At 60.6% G+C, this 14,800-nt stretch carries 14 protein-coding genes; 11 read left to right on the forward strand and 3 right to left on the reverse strand.

The window, feature by feature from the left end; all coding sequences use genetic code 11:
- Position 1 precedes the first annotated feature (1 nt).
- Together nadB and FEV51_RS09140 are read left to right on the forward strand one after the other, a co-directional pair.
- On the forward strand, positions 2 to 1,588 hold the full coding sequence (nadB, locus tag FEV51_RS09135) for an L-aspartate oxidase (protein ID WP_138618086.1): 1,587 nt from the start codon (positions 2 to 4) through the stop codon (positions 1,586 to 1,588).
- Positions 1,589 to 1,685: 97 nt separating this feature from the next.
- Complete coding sequence (locus FEV51_RS09140; RefSeq protein ID WP_138618088.1) at positions 1,686 to 2,492, forward strand: GGDEF domain-containing protein; 807 nt, start codon at positions 1,686 to 1,688, stop codon at positions 2,490 to 2,492.
- A 5-nt stretch (positions 2,493 to 2,497) separates the two neighbouring features.
- Here FEV51_RS09140 and FEV51_RS09145 read toward each other — a convergent pair whose 3' ends face one another.
- Positions 2,498 to 2,740 (reverse strand): GlsB/YeaQ/YmgE family stress response membrane protein, encoded by a 243-nt coding sequence (locus tag FEV51_RS09145; protein WP_138618090.1) that lies wholly within the window; start codon positions 2,738 to 2,740, stop codon positions 2,498 to 2,500.
- A 63-nt stretch (positions 2,741 to 2,803) separates the two neighbouring features.
- On the opposite strand from FEV51_RS09145, the gene FEV51_RS09150 reads away from it, so the two are divergent.
- From FEV51_RS09150 to FEV51_RS09165, 4 genes are all read left to right on the forward strand, one after another.
- Complete coding sequence (locus FEV51_RS09150) at positions 2,804 to 3,688, forward strand: alpha/beta fold hydrolase (RefSeq protein WP_138618092.1); 885 nt, start codon at positions 2,804 to 2,806, stop codon at positions 3,686 to 3,688.
- Positions 3,689 to 3,714: 26 nt separating this feature from the next.
- A complete protein-coding gene (locus FEV51_RS09155; RefSeq protein ID WP_138618094.1) occupies positions 3,715 to 5,079 on the forward strand; it encodes a peptide MFS transporter in 1,365 nt (454 codons plus the stop codon).
- Positions 5,080 to 5,537: 458 nt separating this feature from the next.
- Positions 5,538 to 7,607, forward strand: coding sequence for a ribonucleoside-diphosphate reductase subunit alpha (locus FEV51_RS09160; protein WP_138618096.1), 2,070 nt, complete (start codon positions 5,538 to 5,540; stop codon positions 7,605 to 7,607).
- 45 nt (positions 7,608 to 7,652) lie between these two features.
- Complete coding sequence (locus FEV51_RS09165; RefSeq protein WP_138618098.1) at positions 7,653 to 8,114, forward strand: hypothetical protein; 462 nt, start codon at positions 7,653 to 7,655, stop codon at positions 8,112 to 8,114.
- Positions 8,115 to 8,183: 69 nt separating this feature from the next.
- Here the strand turns inward: FEV51_RS09165 and FEV51_RS09170 are convergent, their stop codons facing one another.
- Positions 8,184 to 9,389 carry a GGDEF domain-containing protein gene (locus tag FEV51_RS09170; RefSeq protein ID WP_171033081.1) on the reverse strand — a complete coding sequence of 402 codons (1,206 nt, stop codon included), beginning with the start codon at positions 9,387 to 9,389 and terminating at the stop codon, positions 8,184 to 8,186.
- Positions 9,390 to 9,536: 147 nt separating this feature from the next.
- Between FEV51_RS09170 and FEV51_RS09175 the strand changes: the two genes are divergently transcribed.
- From FEV51_RS09175 to FEV51_RS09200, 5 genes are all read left to right on the forward strand, one after another.
- On the forward strand, positions 9,537 to 9,989 hold the full coding sequence (locus FEV51_RS09175) for a PepSY-associated TM helix domain-containing protein (RefSeq protein ID WP_138618102.1): 453 nt from the start codon (positions 9,537 to 9,539) through the stop codon (positions 9,987 to 9,989).
- Positions 9,990 to 10,366: 377 nt separating this feature from the next.
- Entirely contained in the window at positions 10,367 to 11,431 is a 1,065-nt protein-coding gene (locus FEV51_RS09180) for a ribonucleotide-diphosphate reductase subunit beta (protein ID WP_138618104.1), read from the forward strand.
- Between the two features lie 75 nt (positions 11,432 to 11,506).
- Positions 11,507 to 12,469, forward strand: a complete 963-nt coding sequence (locus tag FEV51_RS09185; protein WP_138618106.1) for a DNA cytosine methyltransferase — start codon at positions 11,507 to 11,509, stop codon at positions 12,467 to 12,469.
- On the forward strand, positions 12,466 to 13,359 hold the full coding sequence (locus tag FEV51_RS09190; RefSeq protein WP_138618108.1) for a NaeI family type II restriction endonuclease: 894 nt from the start codon (positions 12,466 to 12,468) through the stop codon (positions 13,357 to 13,359). Before FEV51_RS09185 ends, FEV51_RS09190 begins: the two co-directional genes overlap by 4 nt.
- A 148-nt stretch (positions 13,360 to 13,507) precedes the next feature.
- Positions 13,508 to 14,026 carry a DUF1294 domain-containing protein gene (locus FEV51_RS09200; protein WP_246034504.1) on the forward strand — a complete coding sequence of 173 codons (519 nt, stop codon included), beginning with the start codon at positions 13,508 to 13,510 and terminating at the stop codon, positions 14,024 to 14,026.
- 4 nt (positions 14,027 to 14,030) lie between these two features.
- On the opposite strand, the gene FEV51_RS09205 is transcribed toward FEV51_RS09200, so the two are convergent.
- The gene (locus tag FEV51_RS09205; RefSeq protein WP_138618110.1) at positions 14,031 to 14,693 is read right to left on the reverse strand and encodes a hypothetical protein; all 663 of its coding nucleotides are present in this window, start codon (positions 14,691 to 14,693) and stop codon (positions 14,031 to 14,033) included.
- Positions 14,694 to 14,800 lie beyond the last annotated feature (107 nt).

Below are 14,800 nucleotides of genomic sequence, written 5' to 3' on the forward strand. Positions count from 1 at the left end.
CATGTATGAAGAACTCCACGATGTCCTGGTCATCGGTTCTGGCGCTGCTGGACTGACCGCCGCGCTGGCGCTGGCCGAGCACAAGAAGGTGCTGGTGCTGGCCAAGGGTTCGCTTGATGGCGGATCGACTGCCTGGGCGCAGGGCGGGATTGCCGCCGTGCTGGATGCGGGCGACACGTTCGACAACCATGTGCGTGACACGATGGTGGCGGGCGCAGGGTTGAACCGGCTGGAAACGGTCGAATACGTTATCGAACGCGCGCCCGAAAGCATTGCCCGGCTGGTCGAGCTGGGCGTACCGTTCAATCAGGACAGCGGCGATCTGCACCTGACGCGCGAGGGCGGGCATTCGCACCGCCGCATCGTCCATGTCGATGATGCCACAGGCTGGGCAGTGCAGGAGGCCCTGCTGAAGGCCGCCACGGCAAACCCCAACATTACGCTGTTGCCGGGGCAGACCTGCATCGATCTGATCACCGGGCGCAATCAGGAACACTATTCGGGATCGGGCCGCGTATGGGGCGCCTATGCGCTGGACGAGGCGAGCGGCAAGGTGCTGACCCATGTCGCGCGCGCCACGGTGCTTGCGACCGGCGGCGCGGGCCGCGTCTATCTGTTCTCCACCTCGCCGCGCGGCGCGACGGGGGACGGGATCGCGATGGCATGGCGCGCCGGGGCGCGGGTTTCCAACATGGAAATGATGCAGTTCCACCCGACCTGCCTGTACAATCTTGAGGTCAAGAATTTCCTGATCACCGAGGCTGTGCGCGGCGAGGGTGGGCATCTGATCAACCCGGTCACCGGACACCGCTATATGGCCGATTACGATGCCGAGCGGATGGAGCTGGCCCCGCGCGATATCGTGGCGCGTGCCAATGATGACCAGATCAAACGCTATGGTCTGGACTATGTCCATCTCGACATCAGCCACCAGCCCGCCGATTTCGTAAAGGCGCATTTCCCCACCATCTATGACAAATTGATGGGGCTGGGGATCGATATGACCACGGATCCGATCCCGGTCGTCCCGGCGCAGCATTATACCTGCGGCGGGGTGCTGATCGGGCTGGATGCCAAGACCGATCTGCCCGGCCTGTGGGCGGCGGGCGAATGCACTGAAAGCGGGCTGCATGGTTCCAACCGGCTGGCGTCCAATTCGCTGCTGGAATGCTTCGTCTTTGGCGAGGCGGCGGCCAAGGATGTGCTGGCCAGCTGGGATGATCTGGAAGATCCGCCCGCGATCCTACCGTGGGATGAAAGCCGCGTCACCGATTCTGATGAAGAGGTGGTGATTAAGCAGAACTGGACCGAAATCCGCCGCTTCATGTGGAATTACGTCGGCATTGTCCGCACCACCAAACGGCTGGAGCGGGCAGCGCACCGCATTCGGATGCTGCGCGGCGAGGTCGAGGATTATTACGGCCATTTCCGCGTCACCACCGATCTGATCGAGTTGCGTAATCTGATTGAATCGGCGGATCTGATCGTCACCAGCGCGCTGCGCCGTCACGAAAGCCGGGGCCTGCATTTCACGCTGGACCACAAGCAGACCGAAGCGGTGGCGCGCGATACCGTGCTGATCCCATAAGGGCGCCTGCGTAGAAACCCCTGCCCCCGGGGAAACCATATCCTTGCCCGGACAGGCCATTGGGAAAGCCCACAAAAGCTGACCTGAAGGGCCGGATATGCGCGCAGACATTGATAGCACCCCAGACTTGCCCAGCGCCCATGCGCGCCGGATGATTGCCCTGTCATTGGGGGCTGTGCTGGTTCCGCTTGTCGGCTTTGTGCTGATGGAAGGCGTGCTGCGGCAATGGCACTGGCCGCTGTTCCTGACCCTGCTCACCGCCACGCTGCTGGGGGCGATTGTGGCGGGCTTCGGCCTGGCCGGGCTTGTCGATCCCGCAGCGCCGGGGACATCGTGGCTGCGCCTGTTTGCGGGCGGGCCGCGCGGAACTGCTCCCGCGGCCGCTGATGCGCCGCCAGCCCGGGCCAGCAGGGCTGCGGTGATGCATCTGAAAGCAGCGGTAAATTCCGACCTGCTGACCGGCCTGTACAACCGGCGCGGCTTTTATGACGAGCTGGCACGCCGGAACTCGCGCGGGGGCACACTCGCAGTGCTCGACGGGGATCGCTTCACCGCCATCAATCATCAGCTGGGCCGCGCGGCGGGCGACCGCGTACTGCGCGCTATCGCCGGGCGGATTGCCGACACCATCCGCCCCAGCGATCTGGCGGCGCGGTGGGGCGGCGATGAATTCGTGATCCTGTTCGAAGCGGTCGCCCGCGGCGATGCCGAAAAGATCATCCGGCGGATCGAAGCCTCTCTGCTCCAGCATCCCGTGGCGTTGCTCGACGGGATGGCGGTCAGCGTCAACATCGGGCTGGCCCCCTGTATCGACGCCAGCGATGTGGTGATCGAGGCAGCGGTCAAGGACGCTGGCGAGGAACTCTATGCGTTAAAGCGTCAGGCGCGTGCCGCCTGCGCCTGAGCGCGTCAGCCCCAGCCCATCATCCGGCCCAGCAGGATCAGCGCCATCGCGCCCACCACACTGGACAGACAGCCCGCACGGTTGATCCCGCCACGTCCGCGATGCACCACCAGCCCGGCCAGCAGCGATCCGCCCACGCCCAGCAGGATCGTGTACAGCCAGCTCATCTCCACCGTGCCGGGATAGAACCACCGCGCCAATGCGCCGACCAGCAGTCCGGTGATAATTGCGCCGAGGATATTCAACATGGACAAGTCTTCCTGTGTGGGGCCTATACGCCCCGAATAAGATAATATCGGGAGGAGACAAGAGTGCCGCGTATCCATGCCAACGGAATCGAGCTTGAATATGAAGATCACGGGACGCCCGATGCGCCGGTGATCCTGCTGGTGATGGGGCTGGGCGCGCAGCTGACGCTGTGGCCGATCGAGCTGGTGGAGGCACTGGTGGAGCGCGGCTTTCGCGTCATCCGCTATGACAATCGCGATATCGGGCTGAGCCACAAGTTTGAAGGCGTGCGCGCGCCGGGCTTTATGCGCACGGCGCTGATGAAGCGGTTCGGCTTCACCCCGCGCACGCCCTATACGCTGACCGATATGGCGGATGACGGTGCCGCGCTGCTGGAAGCGCTGGATATTCCCGGCGCGCATGTGGTGGGGGCCAGCATGGGCGGCATGATCGCGCAGCTGATCGCTGTGAACCACCCGGAAAAGACCACCAGCCTCACCTCGATCATGTCGACCACCGGCAATCCCAAACTGCCGATGGCGGACAAGGATGCGATGCGCGCCCTGACCGCGCGGCCGCCATCGATGGAGCATGATGTACTGGTCGAACACGGCATGGGGGTCGCCCGCGCCATCGGCAGCCCGGACTATCCCACGCCCGAAGCGCGGCTGCGCGAACGCACCGCCGCCAATGTCACCCGCAGCGTCTATCCGCAGGGGATGCAGCGCCAGCTGGCCGCGATTATCGCCGATGGCGACCGCCGCAAACGGCTGCGCGCAGTCACCGCGCCGACTCTGGTGATCCACGGCGAGGCCGATCCGCTGGTCAAATGCGAAGGCGGCCGCGACACCGCCGCCGCCATTCCCGGCGCGCAGCTCAAGATTATTCCCGGCATGGGGCATGATTTGCCGCTGGAACTGGTCGAGGAAATCGCCGACGCCATTGTCGGCCACGCCCGCGCGGTGTGATGCATAGGTAACGGGGAGGCGGCAATATGACAGCAGCAGTGTTGACGCGCAGCGAGGAACGGCTCTGGGGCCATCCCAAGGGACTGTATTTCCTCGCCATGACCGAGGCGTGGGAGCGGTTCAGCTTCTACGGAATGCGCACGCTGCTGGTGCTCTATATGGTGCAGGAACTGCTGCTGCCGGGCCGGATCGACAATGTCGCGGGCATGGCAGGCTATCGCAGCGTGGTAGAAGGAATCTTCGGCGAATTGTCGACGCAGGCCTTCGCCAGCCAGACCTTCGGCCTGTACGCCGGGTTCGTCTATTTCACCCCGCTGTTCGGCGGCTTGCTGGCCGACCGCTGGCTGGGCGCGAAACGGGTGGTGATGATCGGCATTGCGCTGATGACGCTGGGCCATTTCGCGATGGCGTTCGACTATAGCTTCCTGATCGCGCTGCTGTTGCTGGTTTTGGGATCGGGTTGCCTGAAGGGCAATATCGCCGCGCAGGTGGGCCATTTGTACGAACGGCACGAGGAGCAGCTGTGCTCCAAGGGCTATGCGATATTTTCCACCGGTATCAATATCGGGGCCACCATAGGCCCGCTGTTCTGCGGCCTGCTGGCGCAGCTTTACGGCTGGCACTTCGGCTTTGGGGCCGCCGGGGTGATGATGCTGATCGCCGCCGTGGTCTATTTTGCCGGACTGAAATATTTCGCCGAAGACCGCGCCGCTGCGCCAGCGGGCGAAGTGTTGCCACCGCTCACCCGCATCGAATGGCGGATGATCGCGCTGGTGGTGTTCGTGCTGGTGCTGACCATGTTCCAGAGCTTTGCCTACGAACAGATGTTCAATGTCGGGCTGCTGTGGGTGTCGGAACGGGTGTCGCTGTCTATCGGCGGGTTTGCGGTTCCGGTGCCGTGGTTCGGGGCGGAGGACAGTTTTGCCTCGGTGATGATCCTGCCGGTGCTGCTGGGCCTGTGGGCGTGGCAGGCACGGCGGGGCAAGGAGCCGGGCGATTTCGGCAAGCTGGCAACCGGCGCGGCGATCATGGCCGTATCCGCCGGGATGCTGGCGCTGGGATCATTGCTGGCGGGCGAGGGCAAGGTGTCCATTCTCTTCCCGCTGATCGCTTACTTCCTGTCGGGCGTCGCCTTCATGTACCAATGGCCCACCGCGCTGGCGCTGGTATCCCGCCGCGCCCCGGCCAAGATCAACGCGCTGATGATGGCGGGCGCTTATCTGACGCTGTTTGCTGTCGGCGTGATCTCGGGCTTCCTCGCGCGCTTTTACGAACCGATGGGGGACACCGCCTTCTGGACGATGCACGCCGCGTTCTCGGCCACCGGGGCTATCGCCATAGTCTTGATCGCAGGACCGATCCGGCGGCGGATGGATATGCTGGACGGCTAGCCTGCGGATTCGTTTCTTGCGCCGCTGGATTCGTTTGGATCGCAAGCCGCGCCGTGCCGCTTTGCCCGCAAAAATTTTTTCACGGATTCATTTTTTGGCTTGCGCAAGCGACAAGTCCAGCTTGGTCCACGCGTCGCTGCGTTGCACCAATGCAAGACACCTGCACGATTGGCCGCAAAGCCGCGTTAAAACTTCCTTCACCCTCTTGCACATCTGCGCCAGCTGATTCAGTATCTAGTGGTCAGGATACCGGGGGTACCCACAAGACCTAGAGTTTCGGCAGCCACTCCCCATATGGGAAGGGGCACGAAATTTGCCGGGCTGTGGGGAAAAACGGGATAAGTTTTCGCCCGTTGACCGGCGAATTTTGCTAGGCTGGGCTTTCGTCCTGCCGACTCGAACACAAGCGGAACATCGCGCAGCTGGCGCGGCACCGCGAAACAGATAGTGGGGATGACATGGATTTTCGGACTGGGGGCGACGCGGCGATGAATTTTGATCTGGAAACGCAGGACGATCCCGCCACCCAGTCTGCGAGCAAACCCAAGAGCGATAAGCCCGATGGCGCAAAGCCTAAGAATACAAAGAAAGCGGTTGCAATGGACAGGAATGACAAGGGCAGCGACGCCCTGATCGACGACGATGCGGGCGATATGCTCGCCGGGGCAATGGCCACGGTCGCCAAGGCCGGCGCCGACGCTGAAAACTCGGACAGCAAGAAGGTCATGGATCGCCGTTTCGACGTGCAGACCGACCCCAGCCGCGATGCCCTGCTGACCGATTTCGGCAAGGAAACGCTGATCGATCGCTATCTGCTGCCCGGTGAAGGCTTCCAGGATTTGTTCGCGCGCGTTTCGGATGCCTATGCCGATGATGCCGAACACGCCCAGCGGCTGTATGATTACATCAGCCGCCTGTGGTTCATGCCCGCCACTCCGGTGCTGTCGAACGGCGGCACCAGTCGCGGCCTGCCGATCAGCTGCTATCTCAACAGCGTTGATGATAGCCTGGCGGGCATTGTCGGCACGTGGAATGAAAACGTCTGGCTGGCCAGCAAGGGCGGCGGCATTGGCACTTATTGGGGCAATGTCCGCGGCATTGGCGAGCCGGTTGGCCTGAATGGCAAGACCAGCGGCATCATCCCCTTTGTGCGGGTGATGGATTCGCTGACACTGGCGATTTCGCAGGGTTCACTGCGGCGCGGTTCGGCGGCGTGCTATCTGGATGTCAGCCATCCCGAGATCGAGGAATTCCTCGAAATCCGCAAACCCAGTGGCGATTTCAACCGCAAGGCGCTCAATCTGCATCACGGCGTGCTGATCACCGATGCCTTTATGGAAGCGGTGCGTGCAGGCGACAAATTCGACCTCACCTCGCCCAAGACCGGCGAAGTGCGCGCCACTGTCGATGCGCGCAGCCTGTTCCAGAAGCTGGTCGAAACCCGGCTGGCCACGGGCGAGCCCTATATCGTCTTCTCCGACACGGTGAACCGGATGATGCCCAAGCATCACCGCGAGCTGGGTCTGAAGGTGTCGACGTCAAACCTGTGCAGCGAAATTACCCTGCCCACCGGGCGTGACCATCTGGGCAATGACCGCACCGCCGTGTGCTGCCTGTCATCGCTCAATCTGGAAACCTGGGAGCAGTGGGAAGGTGACAAGCAGTTCATCGAAGATGTGATGCGCATGCTCGACAATGTGCTGCAGGATTATATCGACCGCGCGCCCGATGAAATGGCGCGCGCCAAATATTCCGCCAGCCGCGAACGCAGTGTCGGGCTGGGCGTGATGGGCTATCACTCCTTCCTCCAGATGAAGAACATCGGCTTTGAAAGCCCGATGGCCAAGGTCTGGAACCTGAAGATGTTCAAGCACATCAGCACCAAGGCGAACGAGGCGAGCATGATGCTGGCCAAGGAACGCGGGCCGTGCCCCGACGCCGAAGAAACCGGCGCAATGGAACGCTTCAGCTGTAAGATGGCGATTGCGCCGACCGCGTCGATATCGATCATCTGCGGCGGCACCAGCGCGTGTATCGAACCGATCCCGGCGAATATTTACACGCACAAGACACTGTCCGGGTCCTTCGTGGTCAAGAACCCCTATCTGGAAAAACTGCTCCAGAAAAAGAGCAAGGATTCCAACAATGTCTGGAATTCGATCCTCGAAAAGGGCGGCTCGATCCAGCATCTGGATTTCCTGACGGCGGATGAAAAGGCGACCTTCAAGACCAGCTTCGAAATCGATCAGCGCTGGCTGCTCGAATTTGCCGCCGACCGCGCGCCCTTTATCGATCAGGCGCAGTCGCTGAACCTGTTTATTCCCGCCGATGTCGACAAATGGGACCTGATGATGCTGCACTTCCAGGCGTGGGAAAAGGGCATCAAATCGCTCTATTACCTCCGCTCCAAAAGCGTGCAGCGCGCCGGTTTCGCCGGCGGCGTGGAAGCGGACAACACCGCCGATGCGGCCAAGTTCGAACTGTCTGCCGAACAAACCGATTACGAGGAATGCCTCGCCTGTCAGTGATGGGCTCATATGGTCGAGTTGATGAGATCAAGGAAATCTGTTGCGTTGCTGAAAAAACTTAATCCAGCGCCTTGGGCTACTACATTTATTAGTGCCGGATGGACGCTGGTCGTAGAGACGGCACCTGACATATTTCCAAAAACCAGTCCTATATTTTTATATATCGGGATTGCAGGAATCTTAATAGGTATACTTTGGATTGTTTTTGACCGGAATTCGAACAAGGAAGTGAACATGAAAGAAACGGAAGAGGAGAAACGTCTCCGACTTGAAAATCCGATAGAGGCCTTGGGAAAAAGCAATGCTGTATTTGCAGCGTATGGGAAAGATCACGTATATCGTGATATTCATATACATGGCGTGACTGGCGAAGCAATGTATCTTGATGTCGAAAACCTAGATGCAAAGAGAATAAATATAACTATGGCAGAACAGGAGGCGTCACAATTCCCTCCCACTCGACAGCGCGCAAAGTACTTTTCAGGTTGGTCACCACCTAAAAAATAGTGGAACTCATTGTATGCTAGCTGAATAGTTAGGCGGCTCGCGTCAGCACGCGCTTTCCGGAAGTCTTTATCAGGCCGCAGCTCCCACCGCGACTTTCCCCATTTTTGCTCCCGGCAGCGCCATTTGCGTGCGGTTGCGACCGTCGTTTTTCGCGCGGTAAAGCGCCATGTCGGCTTCGGCGAGCAGCCGTCCCAGATGCGGTGCTTCGTCATCTTCGTGGATCGCCACGCCGATGCTGGTGGTGCAGGTGACGCTGGTGTCGGTGTTGCTGTGGACCATTTCGATCCGCTCGATCGCGGTGCGCAGATCCTCGGCAATCTGCAGCGCCTGCGTCTCGCCATCGACGCGCAGCAGCATGACAAATTCCTCGCCGCCAAATCGCGCCGCCAGCCCGCCATGTCCGTCGGCGCAATTGCGCATCACATCGGCCACCGCGCGCAGGCATTCGTCGCCGGTCTGGTGGCCCCAGCGATCATTGAAGGCCTTGAAGTGATCCAGATCGAGCATCATCGCCGCCACACGCGCCTCGCCATGGGCGGGCCGGGCGTTGAAATGGCTGGCAAACACATCTTCAAAATGGCGTCGATTTGCCAGATCGGTCAGCGGGTCGCGCCGTGACAGTTCGGCCAGGCGGGCGTTGGCGGTTTCCATATCCGCCATCTGGTGACTGGCCTGCAATGCCAACAGGAAATTGCGGATTTGCAGCCGCCACAACCGCTGCCCCAGTACGGCAGCAGACACCCCTGTCAGCACGATGATCGCAACAAACGGCGCCTCGGCCGCGATCCGGTGATCATACGCAAACATCGCCGCAGCGGTGCCGATCACATAGCAGACCACGAAAATCGCTTTTTCGATTGGCGCCAGCGGCAGGACCGGAACCACTATTCCCAACATCAGGACTGTGCCCATCATCAGGAATGCATCGATCGGCGGTTCGGGCCAGACCGCACCGCGCATCAGCACCATCGAAAACGCTATCAGCGACACGCCCATTAGCACTTTTTGCAAATGCGGGTAGCGACGCGGAATAGCCAGCGCCGCGATCTGTAGCGGAAGCACGAAGATGAGGCGGTTCAGCGATGCCTCGACGATATGGTCGGGCATCGAGATGGCGTCGACAAACAGGGTAACGATGGCCAGCACCATGCCCATCGCCACAAAGAACTGCACATCGTGGAAGTGCCGCTCGGTCATGTCGGCATCAAAAGCGGCGCGCAGCGGTTTCGGCCAGGCGCGCGGACCGGTCCCCTGCGCCAGCGCAAGGTCGGTCATCGCCCCCAGCCCCTCAGTTGGCTTAGTAGTCCCGTCCATCGCGGCGACTGTAGGGATAAATGGTTAAAGGACAATCGGCCATTCCCCGCTTGCCTTGGCGCAACCCTTCGCTAGTGGGTTTGCGAACGATTCTCAAAAGGACAAATTATGCGCAAGTGGCACCGCTGGCTTTCGGTTGTTTTCGGCATCTTCCTGCTGTTTATCGCGTCGACTGGCCTGCTGAGCCATTTCGCCGCGCTGTGGCCCGAAAGCCCGGTAGAGGTTGTGCCGCAGGTGCAGGCGCACGAGAATGTGGACAAGGCTGCGGCCCCGACTGCCACTGTACCCGCCGCACCCGCCACCGCCCCCGAAGCAGCCGCATTCACCTGTCCCGAGGGGTGGCGCTGCCGTCCCGATCCGCCGCAGACCGGCCCGCGTGCATGGGTCGGGTTCTTCCACCATTTGCATTCGGGCGAAGAATTCGGGCCCGTGGGCACCGCACTGTCGATCCTGTCAGGCTTCGCGCTGCTGTTTTTCGCCTTTTCGGGCCTGTGGATGTATTTGCGCATGTGGACCGACCGCGCCCGCCGCGGAGCGCAGGGTCGCTGGTTCTGGAAGTGAGCTCCCGCCCTCAAACAGCGAAGCGTTAGGGCGAACAAAACCGCCCTCAGGCAGCGCAGCGATAGGGCAGCAAACACTCCCTCACCCCCAAACCAATACGCCCCGCCTTTCGCAAGGCGGGGCGCGGGGGCGGCGGATTGGCCCGCGAAAGGGGAGGCCGGGCCTGCTCGCCTGTCCCCGAAGACCGCACAATTGCGTTCACCGGATCAACGCCGCTGGCGCGCGCGCGGTTCCGGAGCGGGCGCGGCAGCGGTGCATTGCGACGAACGGACACTTCTCCCCGGCTTATCCCCGCCGAATCACCACGCTTTGGGTTCGATTTTTCTGCAAAATTGCCTATATGGATTCGTTCACCCAGAATCCCCGGAGACCACAAGATGTCGTTGACCGAAGCCCGTAGCACCTACAAGCCCTTCGAATATCCGTGGGCCTACGACTTCTGGAAACGCCAGCAGCAGATCCACTGGATGCCCGAAGAGGTGCCGCTGGGCGAGGATTGCCGCGACTGGGCGCAGAACCTCACCTCGCACGAACGCAATCTGCTCACCCAGATCTTCCGCTTCTTCACCCAGGCCGATATCGAGGTGCAGGATTGCTACCACGAAAAATACGGCCGCGTGTTCAAGCCGGTCGAGGTCAAGATGATGCTCGCCGCGTTCTCCAACATGGAAACGGTGCACATCGCCGCCTACAGCCATTTGCTCGACACCATCGGCATGCCCGAGAGCGAATATGGCATGTTCCTCGAATATGAGGAGATGAAGGCCAAGCATGATTACCTGCAGGAATTCGGTGTTGACAGTGACGAGGATATCGCCCGCACGCTGGCGATGTTCGGCGGCTTTACCGAAGGGCTGCAACTGTTCGCCAGCTTCGCGATGCTGATGAACTTCCCGCGCTTCAACAAGATGAAGGGCATGGGGCAGATCGTCAGCTGGTCGGTCCGCGATGAAAGCCTGCATTGCGAAGGCATCACGCGCCTGTTTCACGCCTTCTGTGCCGAGCGCGACTGCCTGACCAAATCGGTCAAGGAAGACATCATGGATGCCTGCCAGAAAACCGTGCGGCTGGAAGACAATTTCATCGATCTGGCGTTCGAGGACGGTCCCGTCCCCGGCATGACCGCCAAGGAAATCAAGCGCTACATCCGCTACATCGCCGACTGGCGGCTGGGCCAGCTGGGCCTGCCCGCGATTTACATGGTGGAGGATCACCCCCTGCCGTGGCTGGCCCCGCTGCTGAACGGTGTGGAGCACGCCAACTTCTTCGAAACCCGCGCCACCGAATACTCCAAGGGCGCGACCACCGGCAATTGGCAGGACGTGTGGAGCAGCTTCGACAAACGCGCCAACGCCGGCAAGGGCGAGGAAGCCAACGATCTGGCCGAGAACGACGGTCCGGGTCTGTTTGGCGATGACGCCGGGGTGCAGGCGGCGGAGTGAGTTGATCCAAACTGGCGGCATCTGCTTGACCGGAACGCATAGAGAACATAGCGATACCAGAAGAGGGAGTATCGCATGCATTCGATAGAATTCTGTGCAGGGGCTGGTGGTCAGGCACTCGGGTTGGAGCAGGCAGGCTTCCGGCATGAGGCTCTGGTCGAGATTGAGCCCGATTTTGCCAACACTTTGCGATTGAATCGTCCTGCGTGGGATGTTCGCGCTGCGGATATGGCTGCGTTTGATGGGCGACCTTACAAAGGCGTAGAGCTGCTGACGGCAGGGCTACCATGCCCCCCATTTTCGGTCGCTGGAAAGCAACTGGGTGAAAGGGATGAGCGCAATTTGTTTCCTGCTGCCCTGCGATTGGTGGACGAAATTCGGCCCAAAGCGGTAATGATCGAGAACGTCCGCGGTTTTCTTTCAGCAGTTTTCGAGGATTATCGAACGCATTTGCGTGCACAGTTGGACAAACTTGGCTATAAGACCGACTGGCGCTTGCTTAACGCCTCTGATTTCGGTGTATCGCAGCTTCGCCCGCGTGTGGTTATCGTGGCCATTCGCAAGGACTTGGTTGAGGCATTCGACTGGCCTGAAGTGCAGCCGCACAACCCGCGTTCGGTTGGCAAACTCCTCCATGACCTTATGGCCGAGAATGGTTGGCGAGGGGCAAGCCAATGGGCCGCCCGCGCCGATGATATCGCTCCGACTCTTGTGGGAGGGTCGAAAAAGCATGGCGGTCCAGATCTCGGGCCAACGCGAGCGCGCAAGGCTTGGGCAAGTTTGGGTGTCGAAGGCAAGAGTCTTGCAAATGCCCCTCCGGAGCGAGATTTCGTCGGGATGCCACGTTTGACTCTACGCATGGCCGCGCGGCTTCAGGGTTTTCCCGATAGCTGGGAGTTTTACGGAAAGAAAACCACGCAATACCGCCAAATAGGCAATGCATTTCCGCCCCCTGTCGCGAGAGCGGTTGCGGCCAACCTGGCAGTTGCGTTGCGCGTCCAAAAAACATTCGCAGCAAGTTCGCCACGCGCTGCATGAACCTGTTCGAAGAAGCTCAACGCATTCCGCTTCCAGATCACCATCTGGATTTTCCCGATTTGGCGCGGCTCGAAACCGAACTCATCAATGCCGTCGGGGGATGGGAAGCATTCGAGGAAAAATTGCGGGGTTTCTTCAGGTCGGCAATCGATGAAGTTATCGATACGGCGCGCACGGGAAGGTTCTTTTTCTCGGATCTGGAGAAGACTGAAAAAACCTATCTCGGCACCAAGTTCGAGATAATTCTGCGCGATTGGCTGGACGTGCCACGAGGTATCAAATTCGATCTTCTGGTTGGTGGGGAGGAGGTTGATGTCAAGACATCGACATCAGCACAAAAAGGTGGATGGATGATCCCGCCTGAAGCATTCAACCAGTTATGCATTCTGATTAAGGTCAATGAACGCGATGCGCTCTGCGATTTCGGCCTTGTGCGTGCTCGCCAAGAATATCTTCGGGCCGGAGCGAATCGCGATGCCAAGACGGGTCTTTCGGCTGAAGGTCGGAAGAACATCTGGTGGATGGCGGAGCGTTTTGCATACACGCCAAATTTCTGGTCGCTTACAAATTCTGACGATCGCAACGCAATCATGCAAGGCGGCGGGACGCAGCGGATTGCCACACTTTTTGAACGATTTCAGGAAGTCGCGATCTCGAGGGTTCAAATTGAAGGGGTCGCTGCCCAAGATGATTTTATGAAGCGTATCCGGCGCAACAGCGGCGCGCGCGATATCCTTGCACCGAAAGGAATCGCCATTCTCTATTCCGAAAATGACGCTGACCTCATGAGGCAGCTCGGTCTGAAATTCGGGAAGCGTGAATTCCTCTCATACACAGCCAAAAACGAGGGCGAAGCGGCCTTACTTCGCGCGTCTAATCATATCGATTGAACGCTCTTGACCTCACACGCGATTGCAGCCCGCCCCTCTCACACAATTACAAACAAACAAATCCCAAGAAAAGCACACCATTCCTTCACAATACGGACCTAGCACAGCAGACCCGTCACACAGGTCCGTCATGCCGCACGAAACACCCATGCTCGAATACTTCGCTTACTATCTCATCGCGATCAATTTCTTCGCCTTCGCCGCCTTTGGCTATGACAAGGCGCAGGCCGAGGCGGGGGGCCGGCGGGTGAGCGAGAACGCCCTGATCCAGCTTGCGGTCATGGGGGGCCTGCCGGGTGCCTACACCGGGCGCGCGCTATTTCGGCACAAGACCCGCAAGAAGAGCTTCACGAACCTACTCTCTGCGGTCCTGTTCTTCTACGTCGTGGGCGCTGGGGTGTTGGGGTTCCTGATCTGGGATGCGAGCGCGTCTGACCCGGTGGTGACCCCGGAACATACTGATCCGGTCGCGGCGCAGGAATTGTACGTACCGAGCACCGAATTCGCCGACAGCGGATTTGTCGATGCAGCGGAATCCTCGGTCTATTATCCTGGCTGCAATGATGTGCGCGCCGCGGGCAAGGCTCCGCTCTATCGCGGGCAGCCCGGATATCGCTCCGGCATGGACGGTGACGATGACGGTATCGCGTGCGAGCCGATGTACTGACGCTCTACTCCCAACCCCACGCAGGTGGTGGGGCTGGCACGGGGGTGCTGGCATCAATCGCCACTCGGAACAGCCGTGTCGGGTCATTCTTGCGGGTCAACTGATAGGCGAATTTCGCGCCGCCCGTGCCCGCCGGATCGACCTCCACGCGCCATACATTGGTGAGCGATGCGGCCAGTCCTTCGCGGCCAAACAGGGCGATACTCTCCGCGTCCACGGGGAAATCCTGAGCGCGGGCAGTGCCGGGGGCGGCGGTGATGCCGCCGTAAAAGGTCACGGCATCGGGTGTTCCATCATCGTGCCGGTGATCATGTTTCAGCGTGAGCCGCGCGGCGCGGCCGGTGCCGGTCTTCGTGACCAGCCAGGTGCGCGAGCGGTCCCAGCCTGAGGCTTCGGGATCGCTGCCATCCTCGGCATCACGCTCGACATGGAAGGCCACTGCGATCCGGGTTGGCGAGCAGTCCGCCCAATGCGCGATCATGCGTTTGCCCTGCCAGTCGGCATCGCGCGCATCCTCGCTCGCCAATCCGCCTGCATAGGCCTTGCCGCAATGGCTCGCCAATGCGGACCAGAACGCCTCTTGCGGCGCAATCTCCGGCGCGCGGTGGGCGCAGGCGGTGAGGGCGGGGACAAGAGCGGCGGTGATGGCGAGGGTGCGAATGGTCATGACGCGGGGAGTGCCACCGTTTGCGCGGCTTGGCCAGATGGCGGCGCGGGCAAAGCGCTTTCCTACAGGGTTTGCGGCGGGGTAATTTTGCCGATGAGTGCCGATTT

The organism is Qipengyuania marisflavi (assembly GCF_005884405.1).
GTDB classification, from domain to species: Bacteria; Pseudomonadota; Alphaproteobacteria; order Sphingomonadales; family Sphingomonadaceae; genus Qipengyuania; species Qipengyuania marisflavi.